The 16,218-nt window shown below is 40.1% G+C and carries 14 protein-coding genes and 1 pseudogene; 12 read left to right on the top strand and 3 right to left on the bottom strand.

The window, feature by feature from the left end:
• Position 1: 1 nt before the first annotated feature.
• The 6 genes and pseudogenes from flgL to fliD all read left to right on the top strand — a co-directional run bounded on the left by flgL (position 2) and on the right by fliD (position 6,935).
• On the top strand, positions 2-1,255 hold the full coding sequence (gene flgL, locus ATS74_RS09030) for a flagellar hook-associated protein FlgL (protein ID WP_058548569.1): 1,254 nt from the start codon (positions 2-4) through the stop codon (positions 1,253-1,255).
• Positions 1,256-1,530: 275 nt separating this feature from the next.
• Positions 1,531-3,048, top strand: a complete 1,518-nt coding sequence (locus tag ATS74_RS09025) for a flagellin (RefSeq protein ID WP_058548568.1) — start codon at positions 1,531-1,533, stop codon at positions 3,046-3,048.
• Positions 3,049-3,354: 306 nt separating this feature from the next.
• A pseudogene (locus tag ATS74_RS20230) lies at positions 3,355-4,284 on the top strand (flagellin N-terminal helical domain-containing protein); the annotation flags it as partial.
• 234 nt (positions 4,285-4,518) lie between these two features.
• Positions 4,519-4,869 carry a flagellin gene (locus ATS74_RS20225; RefSeq protein WP_438269495.1) on the top strand — a complete coding sequence of 117 codons (351 nt, stop codon included), beginning with the start codon at positions 4,519-4,521 and terminating at the stop codon, positions 4,867-4,869.
• Positions 4,870-5,034: 165 nt separating this feature from the next.
• A complete protein-coding gene (locus ATS74_RS09015) occupies positions 5,035-5,469 on the top strand; it encodes a flagellar protein FlaG (RefSeq protein WP_058548566.1) in 435 nt (144 codons plus the stop codon).
• Positions 5,470-5,528: 59 nt separating this feature from the next.
• Entirely contained in the window at positions 5,529-6,935 is a 1,407-nt protein-coding gene (gene fliD / locus ATS74_RS09010; protein ID WP_058548565.1) for a flagellar filament capping protein FliD, read from the top strand.
• 71 nt (positions 6,936-7,006) lie between these two features.
• Here fliD and ATS74_RS09005 read toward each other — a convergent pair whose 3' ends face one another.
• Positions 7,007-7,303 (bottom strand): hypothetical protein, encoded by a 297-nt coding sequence (locus ATS74_RS09005; RefSeq protein ID WP_058548564.1) that lies wholly within the window; start codon positions 7,301-7,303, stop codon positions 7,007-7,009.
• A gap of 4 nt (positions 7,304-7,307) precedes the next feature.
• Positions 7,308-7,709: a flagellar export chaperone FliS gene (gene fliS / locus ATS74_RS09000; RefSeq protein ID WP_058548563.1), complete on the bottom strand. Its 402-nt coding sequence runs from the start codon at positions 7,707-7,709 to the stop codon at positions 7,308-7,310.
• Positions 7,710-8,070: 361 nt separating this feature from the next.
• On the opposite strand from fliS, the gene ATS74_RS08995 reads away from it, so the two are divergent.
• Positions 8,071-9,507 carry a sigma-54 dependent transcriptional regulator gene (locus ATS74_RS08995; protein ID WP_058548562.1) on the top strand — a complete coding sequence of 479 codons (1,437 nt, stop codon included), beginning with the start codon at positions 8,071-8,073 and terminating at the stop codon, positions 9,505-9,507.
• A gap of 193 nt (positions 9,508-9,700) precedes the next feature.
• Here ATS74_RS08995 and ATS74_RS08990 read toward each other — a convergent pair whose 3' ends face one another.
• On the bottom strand, positions 9,701-10,291 hold the full coding sequence (locus tag ATS74_RS08990) for a DNA-3-methyladenine glycosylase I (protein WP_058548561.1): 591 nt from the start codon (positions 10,289-10,291) through the stop codon (positions 9,701-9,703).
• A 132-nt stretch (positions 10,292-10,423) separates the two neighbouring features.
• Here ATS74_RS08990 and ATS74_RS08985 point away from each other — a divergent pair, with 132 nt between their 5' ends.
• The 5 genes from ATS74_RS08985 (at position 10,424) to fliG (ending at position 16,216) form a co-directional block, all read left to right on the top strand.
• A complete protein-coding gene (locus tag ATS74_RS08985) occupies positions 10,424-11,536 on the top strand; it encodes a sensor histidine kinase (protein ID WP_058548560.1) in 1,113 nt (370 codons plus the stop codon).
• Positions 11,533-12,957 (top strand): sigma-54-dependent transcriptional regulator, encoded by a 1,425-nt coding sequence (locus tag ATS74_RS08980; protein ID WP_058548559.1) that lies wholly within the window; start codon positions 11,533-11,535, stop codon positions 12,955-12,957. The genes ATS74_RS08985 and ATS74_RS08980 overlap by 4 nt, the downstream gene beginning before the upstream one ends.
• Before the next feature lie 157 nt (positions 12,958-13,114).
• Complete coding sequence (gene fliE, locus ATS74_RS08975; protein WP_058548558.1) at positions 13,115-13,447, top strand: flagellar hook-basal body complex protein FliE; 333 nt, start codon at positions 13,115-13,117, stop codon at positions 13,445-13,447.
• Between the two features lie 20 nt (positions 13,448-13,467).
• Positions 13,468-15,183 carry a flagellar basal-body MS-ring/collar protein FliF gene (gene fliF, locus ATS74_RS08970; protein ID WP_058548557.1) on the top strand — a complete coding sequence of 572 codons (1,716 nt, stop codon included), beginning with the start codon at positions 13,468-13,470 and terminating at the stop codon, positions 15,181-15,183.
• Complete coding sequence (gene fliG / locus ATS74_RS08965) at positions 15,176-16,216, top strand: flagellar motor switch protein FliG (RefSeq protein WP_058548556.1); 1,041 nt, start codon at positions 15,176-15,178, stop codon at positions 16,214-16,216. Before fliF ends, fliG begins: the two co-directional genes overlap by 8 nt.
• The last annotated feature ends 2 nt before the right edge of the window (positions 16,217-16,218 follow it).

Below are 16,218 nucleotides of genomic sequence, written 5' to 3'. Positions count from 1 at the left end.
TATGCGTTTATCTAATAACTTAATGTACCAAAACAATATAAATAAAATACTCGACAACCAACAAAGTGTTGCCAATGCACAAGAACAAGTAACGACAGGAGAGAAGTATTTAACGACTTCAGAAGCGCCAGCTGCTATTTCGCAAGGGATGCTGTATTCAAATAAAATACAAACAAACGAGCAGCATTCTAAAAATATTGACCAATTAAATGGTCGCCTAGAAACTGAAGAGACCATCTTACAAAGTATAAATACTAATATTCAACAAGCACAAGAGCTGACTATTCAAGCAGGTAATGGTGCTTATACACAAGATGATTTAGAGTCTATTGCCGCCGAATTGAGTGAAATACAGAAAACACTCGTCAATTTAATGAATACTCGCTCAGAAGACGGTAAGTTTATTTTTTCAGGCTACCAAGACAGTACTCAGCCTTACCAATTTGACTCTACTGCGGGTGAATATACTTATAACGGAGATCAAGGCCAGCATGTAATTACCATTGCTGAAGGCGTAAGTATTAAATCTAGCGATAACGGTTTTGATACGTTCGAGAAAACTGATGCACGCTTGAATGTTGCGTCAAATACAGCCACAGTTTCGGGTTCTATTACAGCGGCAAGTGTTTATGTTGATGGCCAAACTGAGTTTGATAGCTTCCATCAAGCAAATTACAACGCAGACCCAACAGCCTCAGCGACTGCAAATACATATAGCGTACTTGTAAGCCCCGGTGCTACGGCTGACGATCCCCAAACTTACGAAATATACAGAGATGGTGCTCCACTAACACCAACAGTAACGGGTGAAGTTACTGATGAACCAATCGATTTTGCCGGTATGAAAATTGAATTTGAAGGCACAGCACCTGGTCAGCTTGACTTCAGCCTTGAAAAGCCAGGCAAAGAAAATGTACTTAATACCTTGCAATCGCTTATTACAGGTTTAAATGACGGCACACTTGAGGGTGATGACTTTCAAGAAGTGTTAGCCGATGGCTTAGTGCAATTACAAAATGCCAGCGAGCAAGTTGTGTTTACGCAAGCAAGTTTAGGTGGGCGTATGAATGCACTTGAAAGAGTTAGCGACTCTAACCTTGCACAAGATATTCAAAACAAAAGTAATCTCTCTGACTTAGTTGAAGTAGACATGGCAGAAGCCATTAGTGAACTCACTAAACAAGAAACTGCACTACAAGCATCACAAGCCACGTTTGGCCGTTTAACTAACCTTTCTTTATTTGATTACTTATAAACTGATTATAAGCAGAAATACCTTGCCGCTTTAGTTAATACAAAGCGGCAAAAACCTCCCTCAAAATAGCGGCAATAAATTGTCGTCACTCCCGCTAAATAGATAACTTATTATTAACGTTTGATATTTTTATTGAAAACACTTTAAAAACATGTGGTTATATTTATTTAAAAGTTGGCACAGTAAATGCTTTTCTAATAGTAAGAAATTATCGAATAGTGGTTCCTGTTAAAACGTGTTGAACCACACTCTGTTTAAACCTAGGAGATGGTAAAATGGCATTAACAGTAAATACTAATGTGTCGTCATTAAACGCACAACGTAACTTAACAAAATCTGGCGAAGGTTTAGCGACGTCAATGGAACGTTTGTCATCAGGTATGCGTATTAATAGCGCAAAAGATGATGCGGCAGGCCTGCAAATTTCAAACCGTTTAACATCACAAATTAATGGTTTATCAGTCGCTCAGCGTAATGCCAACGATGGTATCTCAATGGCGCAAACCGCTGAAGGCGCAATGAGTGAGTCAACTAACATACTTCAGCGTATGCGTGAACTTGCTCTGCAATCAGCGAATGGTTCAAACTCAACCGAAGACCGTGAAGCACTGCAAAAAGAAGTATCAGCACTTCAAGTTGAGCTAACACGTATCGCAGATACTACCTCGTTTGGTGGTCAACAGTTACTTGATGGCAGCTACGGAAGTAAAACATTCCAGGTAGGTGCTAATGCAAACGAAACCATAAATGTGTCACTTTCAAGTGTTGCAGCTGAGAAGATTGGTGCTAACCAAGTTAATCTTCAAGCTTTGAATACAAGCGCGGTAGGTGGTTATGGTGGAGCAACTCCTGCAAATGCCGCAGTTGCTGCTGATAACGGTGTTGCTGGTGGAACTTATGTAATAGCAGGTAAGGGTGACGCTGCGTCTACTGTAGATATAACAGCCGGTGCTAGCGCCAAAGAAGCAGCAGCAGCTATTAATCAATATACATCTAACACAGGTGTTACTGCACAAGCAAGAACAACTGCAGGTGTCGCTATTGTAACGTCTTCTGCTGATGAGACTGTTAGTTTTACTCTCAATGGTGAGAAAGTAGCATTTAGTAGTACAGGTAATGCCGCTAATGATCAGATTGCGATGGCTGAAGCTATTAACACTGCGACAGATGAGCACGGGGTTACAGCAACTATTGAGAATGGTGTTTTCACACTTAATAATGACCAAGGTGAAGATATTGAAATAGTCGATTATCAAAGTGCTAATGCAACCGGCACAGTTACTTCCGGCTCAATAACACTGACAGGTCAAAGCTATAATGGTGTAAATGGGACTGCAGCTACATTAGTTAGTGGTGGGGCAGATTCTACAACCGTAGCAGGGGGGATCCAATTAAACTCCTCAGAAACTTTTAACGTAACGGCCGATGATACATCGCTTGCTACAAGTGATACGGATACAGTCACAAGTAAATTAGAAAATGCTGCTGATATTGATGTAACTAGTCAAAAAGGTTCGCAAGATGCTTTGTCGGTTATTGATAATGCAATTGCTAACATCGATGCACAACGAGCTGGATTGGGTGCAGTTCAAAACCGATTTAGCTTTACAATTAACAACCTTGCAAACATTGAAGAAAATGTATCGGCATCACGTAGTCGTATTCAAGACACCGATTTTGCTACTGAAACTGCTGAGATGACTAAAAACCAGATATTACAGCAGGCGGGTACATCAATACTTTCGCAAGCAAATCAGGTTCCACAGGCAGCAATTAGCTTGTTAGGTGGCTAAAAAAACCTTACTTTGAATGATTATAAAAACGCGCCTATTTAGGCGCGTTTTTATATTTTTAGCTTATGTGCGTACAATTTATAAAGCTAATATAGGGATAATGTAAAAAATAAAAATTATTATTATGCATAAAATCATGGGCTTATTGTTTTTTTGTTAAAAATATTCAAAATTAAATCAAAATACTGCTAAAGATAAAATTTCCCCTGCCGTTAACTTAACCAGTACAGAGCTTGAACATACAATTGTGACAGCTCTTGGTTAAATCTAAACAGTCACATTACGAAAGTAATCAGGAGTTTTATTATGATTTCAGTAAATACAAATGTATCTTCATTAAACGCTCAGCGTAACCTATCTACTTCAGGTTCTGACCTTGCAACGTCAATGGAACGTTTATCATCAGGTATGCGTATCAACAGCGCAAAAGATGATGCGGCAGGCCTACAAATTTCAAACCGTTTAACATCGCAAGTAAATGGTTTAGCAGTAGCACAGCGTAACGCTAATGACGGTATCTCAATGGCACAAACTGCTGAAGGTGCAATGAGTGAGTCTACAAGCATATTACAACGTATGCGTGAACTAGCACTACAATCTGCTAACGGCTCAAACTCTACAGAAGACCGTGCGTCACTTCAAAAAGAAGTGTCGGCGTTACAAACAGAACTTACTCGTATCGCTGATACAACATCATTTGGTGGTCAACAGCTTTTAGACGGTAGCTTTGGTTCTAAATCATTCCAAATTGGTGCTAACTCTAACGAAACAATTAATGTATCGCTTTCAAGTGTTGCAGCTGAAGATATTGGTTCTAATCAAGTAAACCTTCAAGCTGCTGACGGTGCTGCGGGTGGTTTTGGTGCTGCAACAACTGCTGCTGATGATACAACTGCTGGCAATGGTGTTGCCGGTGGAGCACTTGTAATAGATGGTCGTGGTGATACAGCTTCTACTGTAACAATTGCAGCTGGCGCTAGTGCAAAAGAATCTGCTGCTGCAATCAATCAGTATACTAATAATACAGGTGTGACAGCTCAAGCCCGAACAGCTGCTGGTGTTGAGTTTGCTTCTGCTACTGCTGGTGAAACAGTTAGTTTTTCTTTGAATGATGAAAAGGTTTCTTTTGGTACTACGGGTGTTGCAGCTGATGACTTACAGTCACTTGCTGAAGCTGTGAACTCTGGAACAGATGAGCACGGTGTGACCGCATCGTTAGAAAATGGTGAGCTAACTTTTACTAATGATTTAGGTGAAGATATCAATCTTCAGGATTATCAAAGTGTTGCGGCTGACGGTACTGTGTCTACAACAGCTTCTTTAACGCTGACTTCACAAAGTTATGATGGCGTAGACCATGACACAGCAATTAGTGTAGTTAGTGGTGGTACTGTAGATTCTACTGTTGTAGCTGGCGCTGTTCAGTTAAATTCTTCAGAAACATTTACAGCACAAACAGCTGTTACAACTATGGCTCAAAGCACAACTGCCGTTACAAGTACGCTAACAGATGTTGATGATGTTGATATCACTACTCAAACTGGTTCACAAGATGCGTTAGCAATTATCGATAACGCAATTGCTAATATTGATGCACAACGAGCTGGTTTGGGTGCGGTTCAAAACCGTTTTGACCATACTATCAGCAACCTTGCAAACATCTCTGAAAACGTATCTGCTTCACGTAGCCGTATTCAAGACACAGACTTTGCAACTGAGACGGCAGAGATGACGAAAAACCAAATCTTGCAACAAGCGGGTACGTCAATCTTATCGCAAGCGAATCAGTTACCACAAACAGCTCTTAGCTTATTAGGTTAATAAGTAATACGTTATAGCTTAATGGGTAGCTAGCTAGTACAAAAAGTCAGTATTAGTTTTAAAAAAAGGAGGTGGCTTTAGCTACCTCCTTTTGTGGTTTAAGGGTATAAATTAAGCTATTGTTAGTCTAATAACTATACAAGTTCGGCAATGTTAGGAGGCGTTATGAACACCATTACTTCAAACGCAGAAGTTACTATAGCATCAACATCTTTAACTGGTGAAGATAAACAAATAGGTCAATCTGGCTCAGTATTGACTCAGCGTGCTGTTGATGACGTAAATAAAACGGATGAACAAGGCTCACAAAATCAGTTAAATAACCAATACGCACAACAAGGTTTAGAGGGTAATAGTTCACAAAATCAACAGCTTGAACGTGAGCAGCTAGAAAAAGTGGCGCAACAATTGCAAGACTTTATGGGTGAGATGAATCGTAGCCTGCAATTTCAAGTTGATGAAGATTCAGGACGTGATGTAATTAAAATACTAGACAAAACCAGTGGTGATGTAATTAAGCAGTATCCTTCAGAAGAAGTGCTTAGCTTAGTATCTAAGCTCTCAGAGTCTGCTGGTATTTTAATTGATCAAACTGTTTAGCGTTTATAACCACGCATATATAAGCGGTTAAATTATATTAAGTCTTTAAGGGGTAAAATATGTCTATTTCGTTCAATGGCTTGGGCTCTGGTTTAGCTGTGTCAGATATTGTTGATGCATTAGTTAATGCTGAGCAAGCTCCTGCTGAGGCTCGTTTAAATACTCAAGAAAGTAATTTAACTACTGATATTTCTGCTGTGGGAGCTCTAAAATCTGCACTACAGCAAGTGCAAACAGCAATGGAAGCGTTAGGTGATTCAGATAATTACCAAAAACGCAGTACGTCAGGCAATGATGATTTCATCTCTATTAGTGCTGATGAAGACGCACAGCCAGGTGGTTATTCTGTAAAGGTTAATAACCTTGCTACGGAGCATAAAATACTTTCTGAAGCCTTTGATGCTGATGCTGCTGTGGGTGAAGGTACAATGACTCTCAGCTCGGGCGACAGCAGCTTTGATATTGAAGTATCAGACACTGCTACTTTAAGTGAAATTAGAGATGCAATTAACGACAGCAGCGATAACGATAGTATAAACGCAACAATAATTACAGATGATACCGGTCAGCACTTAGTACTTTCTGCCAAAAATAGCGGTCTTGAAAATGAGATTAAAGTAGAAGTAGCAGATACAGATGGTGATAACACGGATACAAATGGGTTATCCCTGTTAGCATTTGACTCTGCAGGGGTTCAAAATGCGTCTGAAATTATCGCAGCTACCGATGCATCAATTACTATTGATGGTTCTCTTACTGTTAGTAACGCGTCAAATACGTTCACCGATGTAATAGATGGAATTACTATAACTGCAAAAAAAGCACATGACACTGATGATGATTTAAGTGATATATCAGTAACCGAAAATAACAATAATATTCAATCAGGCTTAAATAACTTTATTTCCAGCTATAACGAACTACTTGAGCTTAGTAATACCCTCGGTGCTTCAAGTGAAGATGGCGCTGGTGTAATGGCCGGTGACTCGTTACTTCGTGGTGTTATGTCTAAATTACGAGAGCAGATTACCGACTCTGTTGATTTAGGTAATGGTAACTCATTATCACTTTCTCAGTTAGGTGTTGAAGCAGATCGTTATGGAGTACTGACGCTTAATACCGAGACATTAAATGATAAAATTGATGAAAACGTTGGTTTAGTGCAACAGTTTTTTGTAGGCAGTGATGATGACGAAGATGGTTTTGCCCAATCATTTGACGAACTAATGAGTTTTTATACCGACACCGACGGTATTATTCAGAATCGTATTGATAGTAAAACAAATCAACTTGAAGATATTGACGATCAGCGTGAAAGCTTAACAAGTAAAATGGAGTCGCTTTCTTCCCGATTATACGCTCAATATAACGCTATGGATTTACTGGTAGCGAGCCTAAACTCTACTAGTAGCTATGTGCAAGCTCAGCTTGAAAATATGCCAGGAGTGGTAAGCAATAACTCTTAATACTAGTTATGAGCACAAAAAAACCGTTTAAAAAAACGGTTTTTTTGTGCCTGCTATTTACATGAGAGCAATTAAACCGATTTATATGCTGAGATTGCTTTGCCCGATTTTTTTTGCTTAATTATAGCTTTAGATGATTCATTTTTTGCAGCTATAGCCTGCTTGCTTATAGCGTTTATAACAGCTTGTATAGTCTCTAATTCTTGAGTGTTTGGTGGTGTATCACTTTCGCACCAGCTTTTAAGTTCACTATTTAAAGTATCCATAATTGGCTTGGCTTCTTCTGCTTTATTGCTTTGTACTAATGCTTCAATATTATTAAGCAGCTCATGAATATGCTCTGCTTTAACTGAAAGGCTTTGACCCATAGCATTATACCGCAGGACTGCGTTGATCTGCAGGAATACTATCCCAACCTTCTTTTATTTCTTTAATGATGCTTGAAACTTCAACAACTGCTTCAATATCATTATTTATATTAGCTTGCGTTAATTTGCGCTGGCAGTAGGCGTATAGCGCCAATAAATTATCAGAAATACTAGGATCTTGTTCTACTTCTAAATTAAGCGCATCTTGCAGTGCACCTAATAATAAAATGCATGCTGAGAGGTTTTCGCCTTTTTTTTCTATTTCTTTGCGTTCAATAAAACCCTTAGTAGCAGCTAAGCGACCAATAATATTACTAAAAATAAGGTTTATTTGTTCATACGGCGCCATTTCTGCAATGTTACTTGCACGAACTTGACTGTATTTTTTCAGTGAGACATGTGCCATGGGAAAATCCTAAAATTTAACTACTAAAATTATGTAAAACTTATACCAAAATAAAAGCAATATTAATGCCAAGCGTTTTACATTTGTATAGTTATCGGCATTGTTACTTTCAACTTAAGTAAATAATAGCTTATATATTTTGTATATTGGGTAATTTGTACTTTAAAATTTTTAGTTAGCTTTTATATAAGGTTTTTATAAATTGATACTTAATGATTAATTCTTAAGTATGATTGATTTTACTAGTCCGTCTGTTTTTTGGCGTTTATGTCAAAAAACTGCCGCTATCGCTTGCATCCACGCTGAACTGGCTTACAATTTAACTAATTAAATAAATTAGTGAAAGTACGGCTCGCTAACTATGATCTTGATTTTAGATAATAATAACAATCGCTCAATAGGATTAAACGCATCACTTACCTTTATAGGTGAGGCTGTACAATTGCTAGATGAATCTAGCTTTGAGCAAATATGCAGTAAATATCAGCAGCAAGAATGCATAGTAATTTTAGGTGCATTGCAAAGCTTAGATCACGAAAGCTTAATTAAACGCTACCCAACACTTCCTTTTTTATTAATTGGTGAAACACTTAAGCCACTACTAAGTATTGCAAATGTTGTAGGCTTAATTTGTGAGCCTTTTAATCACGAAGTAACCACGCAATTGCTGCACGATTGCCAGCAGTATCAACGTATGTTACCAACTGACCATAAAGGCCATAAACCTCATAAATCATTTGATGGTTTAGTAGGTGAAACTGATGCAGTTAAAGACGTACGCTTTTTAATTGAGCAAGTGGCTAAAACCGATGCAAACGTGCTTATTTTAGGTGAGTCGGGCACAGGTAAAGAGGTTGTTGCGCGCAACGTGCACTTATTGTCTAAGCGTAATACAGGGCCGTTTGTGCCGGTTAACTGTGGTGCAATACCTGGGGAGTTGCTTGAAAGTGAGTTGTTTGGGCACGAAAAAGGGGCGTTTACAGGGGCTATATCGGCGCGTAAAGGACGTTTTGAACTTGCTCAAGGTGGTACACTATTTTTAGATGAAATAGGTGATATGCCGCTGCAAATGCAAGTTAAGTTACTAAGGGTGTTGCAAGAACGCAGCTACGAGAGAGTGGGTGGCACAAAAGCCATACAGGCTGATGTGCGGGTTATTGCCGCTACTCACCGCAACCTCGAAAACATGATAGAAGAGGGGAGTTTTAGAGAAGATTTATATTATCGCTTGAATGTATTCCCTATTGAAAACCCTTCGCTAAGTGAGCGCGCTGACGACATTCCTCTGCTATTAAAAGAGTTAATGCGCCGTGTTAATGAGCAAAGTGGCACCACCGCTAAATTTACAGAACGCGCGGTTAAGAGCTTAAAAGAACATGCGTGGCCAGGCAATATTCGTGAGCTTGCTAATTTAGTTGAGCGTATGGTTATTATGTTTCCTGAAAAGGTGGTTGATGTACCTGATTTACCAAATAAATATCGTTACATAGAAGTCGATGCCTACGAGCCAGAGTACCCAGAAGAGCTTTTAGAAAAAGATGCCTTTAACGATATTTTTAGCACTGGTTTTAGTGATTATGATTCTGAACCCGAAGCTGAATTTAATCAACAAGGCAGCGGATTACTACCTGATGATGGTATTGAGCTTAAAGACTATTTAGCAGAGCTTGAAATTAGCTTAATTACCCAAGCACTTGAACGCTTTGATTATGTTGTGGCACGCGCCGCGGAAATATTAGGTGTAAGGCGTACAACGCTCGTCGAAAAAATGAAAAAGTATAACTTGTCGCGAGATTAGCAGTATGCAAATGGTGAAAGACTTTTCGTTATTTATTATTCATTTTTGAGCAATTAATTTACGGGCTTTGCCCGTCACGCAAGCAAGCTTCGCGTCTACACGATAAACGCAAACTTGAACCTTGGCGGTAGACGCCGATCTTGCTCGCGTGAAAAGCGCAGCTTTTAATTACTTAGCTGTACTTACTCATTGACTAGCTAAAAGCCTTAATAATTTCTTCTTTTCTAAAGCAATCATTACTATGATCGTTAACCATGCCACAGGCCTGCATATGTGCGTACACCGTTGTAGGCCCTAAAAACTTAAAACCACGTTTTTTCAAATCCTTTGCAAACGCGGTAGAGGCCTCTGTTATTGCAGGGTAGTCATCTATGCTATTTAAGTTGCTGATAATTGGCTTGTTGTCTACAAACTGCCATTGGTAATTACTAAAACTACCAAACTCTTTTTGAATTTCTATAAATCGTTTAGCGTTATTTACAGTTGCTGCAACTTTTAAGCGGTTACGCACAATACCTTCATCAAGCATGAGTCGCTCAATGTCCTGTGCTGTATATTTAGCTACTTTGTGCACATCAAAATTAGCAAATGCTTTTTTGTAGCCTTCACGCTTTTTTAAAATGGTGTACCAACTTAAACCCGCTTGCGCCGACTCTAGCGTAATAAATTCAAATAGTTTTGTATCATCATAAAGTGGCACGCCCCATTCTTCATCGTGGTAAATAACGTAGTCTGGTTTAGTGGTGTCGAGCCACGGACAACGGCACTTTTTTTGCTCACTCATTATGATCCCTTTTAGTGTGCGTCATTTTTATGTCGCTTAAAATTAGTGTGTAACTTAATGAAAAATATATAAATAAAATTTGGTATAAATTGTGCATTTAGCCCTGTATCTACATCAATTCGAGATTTGATTATGGCTCTTGCAAGCGTGTTAAAACCACAGTTTATTTCTGCAAATCAGTATAACCCATGTTTACTTCAAGAGGAGTACATTGGTGAGTTAAGCGATCTGCGTAAGCAAGCAAGCTGGCTTTCGCATTTAGTAGACACTATGCCCGCAGGTGTGGTGGTACTAGATGGCAAAGGTATGATAGCGAAAGCGAATCAAATAGCGATAGATATGCTTGGTGAGCCACTAGAGGGTGAGAAGTGGTTTAATGTGATTCAGCGCTCTTTTCGTCCGCATCAAGATGATGGGCACGAAGTGTCGCTTAAAGATGGTCGTTTAATAAAGCTTGATATAACCGCACTCGCTCCAGAGCCTGGCCAGCTTATATTAATGACCGATTTAACAGAAACCCGCCGATTGCAAAAAAGGGTTGCTCATATGCAGCGTTTAAGTGCGCTGGGTAAAATGGTTGCTTCATTGGCGCATCAGGTGCGTACGCCACTTTCTGCGGCTATGTTATACGCTGCTAATTTAGGCTCAAAACGCTTACCAGAAGCCTCTCGTGATAACTTTCAATCTAAATTAATGTCGCGATTAAAAGACTTAGAAACCCAAGTTAACGACATGCTGCTATTTGCAAAAAGTGGTGATCAGCAGGTTGTTGAGCAAGTTTCTATGCAGCAGTTATTAACAGAGGTTAAAACCGGCGCGGACGCAATGGTAGCCCTAAATAACAGTGAGCTAGATGTAAGCCTACCTGAGCCCGACATACAAATTGTGGGTAATAAAACTGCGCTTGCGAGCGCGATTCAAAATTTAGTGCATAACAGTATTCAAGTTATTGGTAATGGCGCAGCGGTAAAAATAACGGCGCAAACAGATTCACACGACCCAAATATGGCACGAATTAGTGTTAGTGATAATGGCCCAGGCGTTGATTTAAGCCAAGGCGATAAAATATTCGAGCCATTTTTTACTACAAAAAGCCAAGGCACAGGCTTAGGGCTTGCGGTTGTAAGCTCGGTGGCTAATGCGCATCAAGGTCGTGTTGACGTGGCTAATAATGAACACGGGGGAGCCTGCTTTAGTTTGTTACTTCCCATTAAAACAACATCTAAATTAGAGGAATCATCATGAGTAACACTATTTTAGTTGTCGAGGATGATGCGGGCTTACGCGAAGCCTTAATTGATACGCTTGAAATGTCGGGTATTGAATGTGTTGCTGCAAATAGTGCAGAGCAAGCAATGCTATTACTTAAAAAAGAGTCATTTTCGTTAGTGGTAAGTGACGTACAAATGGGCGCAATGAGTGGCCTTGATTTACTGCGTAGTATTAAATTAAATCACCCTGATTTACCCGTATTGATGATGACCGCTTATGCAACAATTGATGATGCAGTAGAGGCTATGCGCTTAGGGGCTATTGATTACATGGCAAAACCATTTGCCCCCGAAGTGCTGCTAAATATGGTGAGCCGTTACCTACCTGAAAAACCTAAAGACACTGATGGCCCCATTGTTGCCGATCCAACGAGTATTCAACTCCTAGAGCTGGCAAGTAAAGTTGCGCGCTCTGATGCAAGTGTTATGGTGCTTGGCCCTAGTGGCTCAGGTAAAGAAGTATTAGCACGCTATATTCATGATAAATCAAACCGCTGCAATGAGCCTTTTGTAGCAATTAATTGTGCGGCAATACCTGAAAATATGCTTGAAGCAACCTTGTTTGGCTATGAAAAAGGCGCCTTTACAGGTGCTATTCAAGCGTGTCCTGGTAAATTTGAACAAGCACAAGGCGGCACTATTTTGCTTGATGAAATAACCGAAATGGATTTAGGCCTACAGGCTAAATTATTACGCGTTTTGCAAGAGCGCGAAGTAGAGCGTTTAGGTGGTCGTAAAACAATTCAGTTAAATGTACGTGTACTTGCAACAAGTAACCGCGACTTAAAAGAAGCAGTGGCAGATAATCAGTTTCGAGAAGATTTATATTACAGATTAAATGTGTTTCCGCTTATGTGGCGCCCTTTGTGCGAGCGCCCTGGTGATATAATTGTGTTAGCTAAACACTTAATAGATCGCCACATAGCTAAAAGCAAAGAGCCAATGGCGTATTTAGATAGCGTGGCCGAGCAAAAGTTACTTGCGCATGCGTGGCCTGGCAATGTGCGCGAACTTGATAACGTGATTCAACGTGCACTTATACTGCGAAGTGGCGATACAATAAATGAGCATGCAATTTTTATTGAAAATTTAGCACCGAGCAACTTTGTTATTCCACAGCCTGAAAAAAGTGAAACAGTAGAGAAAAAGTCGTTGAGTAACGCTTATTACGATCAGAAAAGTGCTGATGTAATTCCTCAACAAGATTTGCCAACACCAGATACCGGCAGCTATAAAGACGAACTAAAAGATAAAGAGCATCGAATAATTTTAGAAACGTTAGCGCGTTGCCAAGGTAAGCGAAAAGACGTAGCCGAAACACTCGGTATTAGTCCGCGCACTTTACGTTATAAATTAGCGCAAATGCGCGACTTAGGTATTTCACTTCCAGCATAGCTTCCTATAAACCCTAAATTCGTACTGCGAATTTAGGGTTGTCAAAACTCTGACTCACCAATCTAAGTGTTAACCGTATGTATTTAAAGGGTTATTTATTTGGCATGCTTTGTGCTTTATTACCTTTAAGAGTTAACTGCACCGTCAGAGAAAAATTATGAAAATTCAAAACAGCGCTGTATTTCAAGAAATGCAATCAATGGCCTTAGAAGCTGGCCGCAGTAATCAAGCAAATAAGCTGCCTACTCAGGTTCAATCACCTTCAAGCGCACAGTTTGGCGATATGTTAAGTAATGCATTAAATACAGTGCATGAGCTACAACAAGACACTGGCCAAAAAGTAAAAGCAGTTGAAATGGGCGATCGCAGTGTATCGCTAGCCGATGCAATGATTGCTTCGCAAAAATCATCAGTAGCATTTGAAGCAACAGTACAGGTTCGTAATAAACTTGTAGAAGCTTACAAAGAAATTATGAACATGCCTGTTTAACTAGGTAGTGGAGAATTATTGTGGCGCAATCTAATCAATCTACAGACCTTGCACTTGCTGGTGGCACACTCGAGCAAAGCGATGGCGATAGTCAACAAGAGCAAAAATCGGGCTATTTAAGTGCGTTAAATGGTGTTGATGTATTACGCCAAGTTACGCTTGTTATTGCATTAGCGATTTGTTTAGCTATCGCTATTTTTGTGATTATATGGGCTCGCCAGCCAGATATGCGTCCGTTAGGTAAAATGCCTACAGAAGAGCTTATTCAAACGCTTGATTTTTTAGATGCACAAAAAATTGAATACCAACTAGACGGAAATGTCGTATCGGTTGATGAAAGCGAATACCAAAATATTAAACTACTAATGGCACGCGAAGGGCTAGAGCAAGGGCCTACATCGGGTAGCGATATTATTATGCAAGATATGGGCTTTGGTGTAAGCCAACGCTTAGAGCGTGAACGTTTAAAGCATGGCCGAGAGCAGCAACTTGCGCGTACCATTGAAGAGCTTAACAATGTAACTCGCGCCAAAGTATTGCTCGCTATACCAAAAGAAAACGTTTTTGCACGTAGAGAAAAAAAGCCATCAGCCACAGTGGTACTTACTCTTAAACGCGGCAGAATGCTCGATGGTGAAGAAATTGACTCAGTTGTTGATATGATAGCGTCAGCCGTTCAAGGGTTAGAGCCTGCTCGTGTAACAGTAACCGATCAAAATGGCCGCTTATTAAATTCAGGCTCTCAAAGTTCATTGGCAGCGCGTTCTCGTAAAGAGTACGACCTTGAGCGTAAGCGCGAACAAGAATACTTAGAAAAAATAGATAGCATACTTATCCCGGTTGTAGGGCTAGGTAATTATACCGCCCAAGTTGATTTAAGTATGGACTTTAGCGCTGTAGAAGAAACCCAAAAACGTTATAACCCCGACTTACCCGCTGTACGTAGCGAAACCACATTTGAAGAAAGTAACATAGGTGGCCTAGCTGTGGGTATTCCTGGTGCGCTGACTAATCAGCCTCCGGTTAATTCAAATATTCCTGAGGTCGCAGGGCAAGGCGGAGCAGGCACTGCCACTTCTCCAACACGCAGCCATAAAGAGGCAACGCGTAACTACGAACTCGATACAACTATTTCGCACAAGCGCCAACAAACCGGTGTAATACGTAGAATTAGTGTGTCGGTTGCTGTTGATTATTTACCTAAAGTAGGTGAAAACGGCGAGACAACAATGGCTCCTCGCTCGGTTGAGGCATTATCAAATATTCGTCGTTTATTACAAGGCGGTGTTGGTTTTGATATGCAACGAGGTGATGCGCTTGAAGTAGTCACCGTACCGTTTGTAAGAGAAGCAACAGATTTAGATATTGAAGTACCGCTTTGGGAGCAAGACTGGTTTATGAAAATAGCCCGCCTTGTTCTTGGTGCCCTAGTTATTATTGTATTAATAATGGCTGTAGTTAAACCTATGCTTAAACGCTTAATTTACCCAGACGATACCCTTGAAGAGTACGACGAAGATGCATTAAGTTCTGGTGTAGATATTGGCGACAGTACGCTAGATATGCTAAATAAAGACTTTGATTCTGCTTCGGTTGGTTTCTCAAGTGATGGTACACTGCAGTTACCAGATTTACATGGCGATGAAGACTTACTTAAAGCAATTCGTGCCCTTGTAGCTAACGAACCAGAACTATCATCACAAGTAGTGAAAGCGTGGTTAACAGAAGATGACTGATCAAGAACAAAAACAACTCCCGCCAGCGTTTGATGTTGATAAGCTAGACGGTGTAGATAAAGCCGCCATATTACTTTTGAGTTTATCAGAGGAAGATGCCGCGCAAATACTTAAACACTTAGAGCCAAAGCAAGTGCAAAAAGTGGGTATGGCCATGGCTGCGTTAGATGATTTATCGCAGGCTAAAATAAGTGCTGTACATAATTTGTTTATAGAACAAATTCAAAGCTTTAGTACTATAGGTTTTCAGTCTGAAGACTTTATTAAAAAAGCGCTTACAGCCGCCCTTGGTGAAGATAAAGCCGCGAGTCTTATTGACCAAATTGTTATGGGCTCAGGGGCTAAAGGTTTAGATTCATTAAAATGGATGGACTCTAAACAGGTAGCTAACATTATTCGTAATGAGCATCCGCAAATTCAAACTATTGTACTGTCGTACTTAGAGCCTGAGCAGTCCGCTGAAATTATTGCGCAATTTCCTGAAAAAGTGCGCCTTGATTTAACTATGCGTATTGCCAACCTTGAAGAAGTACAGCCGGCTGCTCTACAAGAGCTTAACGAAATTATGGAAAAACAATTTGCCGGCCAAGCAGGTGCGCAAGCAGCTAAAATGGGTGGCTTAAAGGCTGCGGCAGATATTATGAACTACCTAGATACAAACGTAGAAGGGCAGTTAATGGACTCTATTCGTGAGCATGACGAAGAAATGTCGCAACAAATTCAAGATCTTATGTTTGTGTTCGAAAACTTAATGGACGTTGAAGACCGCGGTATTCAAGCAATATTACGTGAAGTTCAGCAAGATGTATTAATGAAAGCCATTAAGGGCACCGATGATGCATTGAAAGATAAAATACTTGGCAATATGTCTAAGCGTGCAGCCGAAATGCTTGCTGATGATTTAGAGGCAATGGCACCTGTGCGTATAAGTGAAGTAGAAGCTGCACAAAAAGAGATTTTATCAACTGCGCGCAGATTATCTGACTCAGGTGAAATTCAGCTTGGTGGCGGTGGTGGTGAGGAGTTCTTGTAAAC

This window comes from Pseudoalteromonas sp. H103 (assembly GCF_001469205.1).
GTDB lineage: Bacteria > Pseudomonadota > Gammaproteobacteria > Enterobacterales > Alteromonadaceae > Pseudoalteromonas > Pseudoalteromonas carrageenovora.
The sequence above is the reverse complement of the archived record's forward strand: the minus strand, read 5'-3'. Positions and strand labels throughout refer to the sequence as shown.

Excerpts from the sequence above, each read along its gene's own strand:
- flgL (WP_058548569.1), top strand. The coding sequence starts at position 2 with ATGCGTTTATCTAATAACTTAATGTACCAAAACAATATAAATAAAATA.
- ATS74_RS09025 (WP_058548568.1), top strand. The coding sequence starts at position 1,531 with ATGGCATTAACAGTAAATACTAATGTGTCGTCATTAAACGCACAACGT.
- ATS74_RS20225 (WP_438269495.1), top strand. The coding sequence starts at position 4,519 with ATGGCTCAAAGCACAACTGCCGTTACAAGTACGCTAACAGATGTTGAT.
- ATS74_RS09015 (WP_058548566.1), top strand. The coding sequence starts at position 5,035 with ATGAACACCATTACTTCAAACGCAGAAGTTACTATAGCATCAACATCT.
- fliD (WP_058548565.1), top strand. The coding sequence starts at position 5,529 with ATGTCTATTTCGTTCAATGGCTTGGGCTCTGGTTTAGCTGTGTCAGAT.
- ATS74_RS09005 (WP_058548564.1), bottom strand. The coding sequence starts at position 7,303 with ATGGGTCAAAGCCTTTCAGTTAAAGCAGAGCATATTCATGAGCTGCTT.
- fliS (WP_058548563.1), bottom strand. The coding sequence starts at position 7,709 with ATGGCACATGTCTCACTGAAAAAATACAGTCAAGTTCGTGCAAGTAAC.
- ATS74_RS08995 (WP_058548562.1), top strand. The coding sequence starts at position 8,071 with ATGATCTTGATTTTAGATAATAATAACAATCGCTCAATAGGATTAAAC.
- ATS74_RS08990 (WP_058548561.1), bottom strand. The coding sequence starts at position 10,291 with ATGAGTGAGCAAAAAAAGTGCCGTTGTCCGTGGCTCGACACCACTAAA.
- ATS74_RS08985 (WP_058548560.1), top strand. The coding sequence starts at position 10,424 with ATGGCTCTTGCAAGCGTGTTAAAACCACAGTTTATTTCTGCAAATCAG.
- ATS74_RS08980 (WP_058548559.1), top strand. The coding sequence starts at position 11,533 with ATGAGTAACACTATTTTAGTTGTCGAGGATGATGCGGGCTTACGCGAA.
- fliE (WP_058548558.1), top strand. The coding sequence starts at position 13,115 with ATGAAAATTCAAAACAGCGCTGTATTTCAAGAAATGCAATCAATGGCC.
- fliG (WP_058548556.1), top strand. The coding sequence starts at position 15,176 with ATGACTGATCAAGAACAAAAACAACTCCCGCCAGCGTTTGATGTTGAT.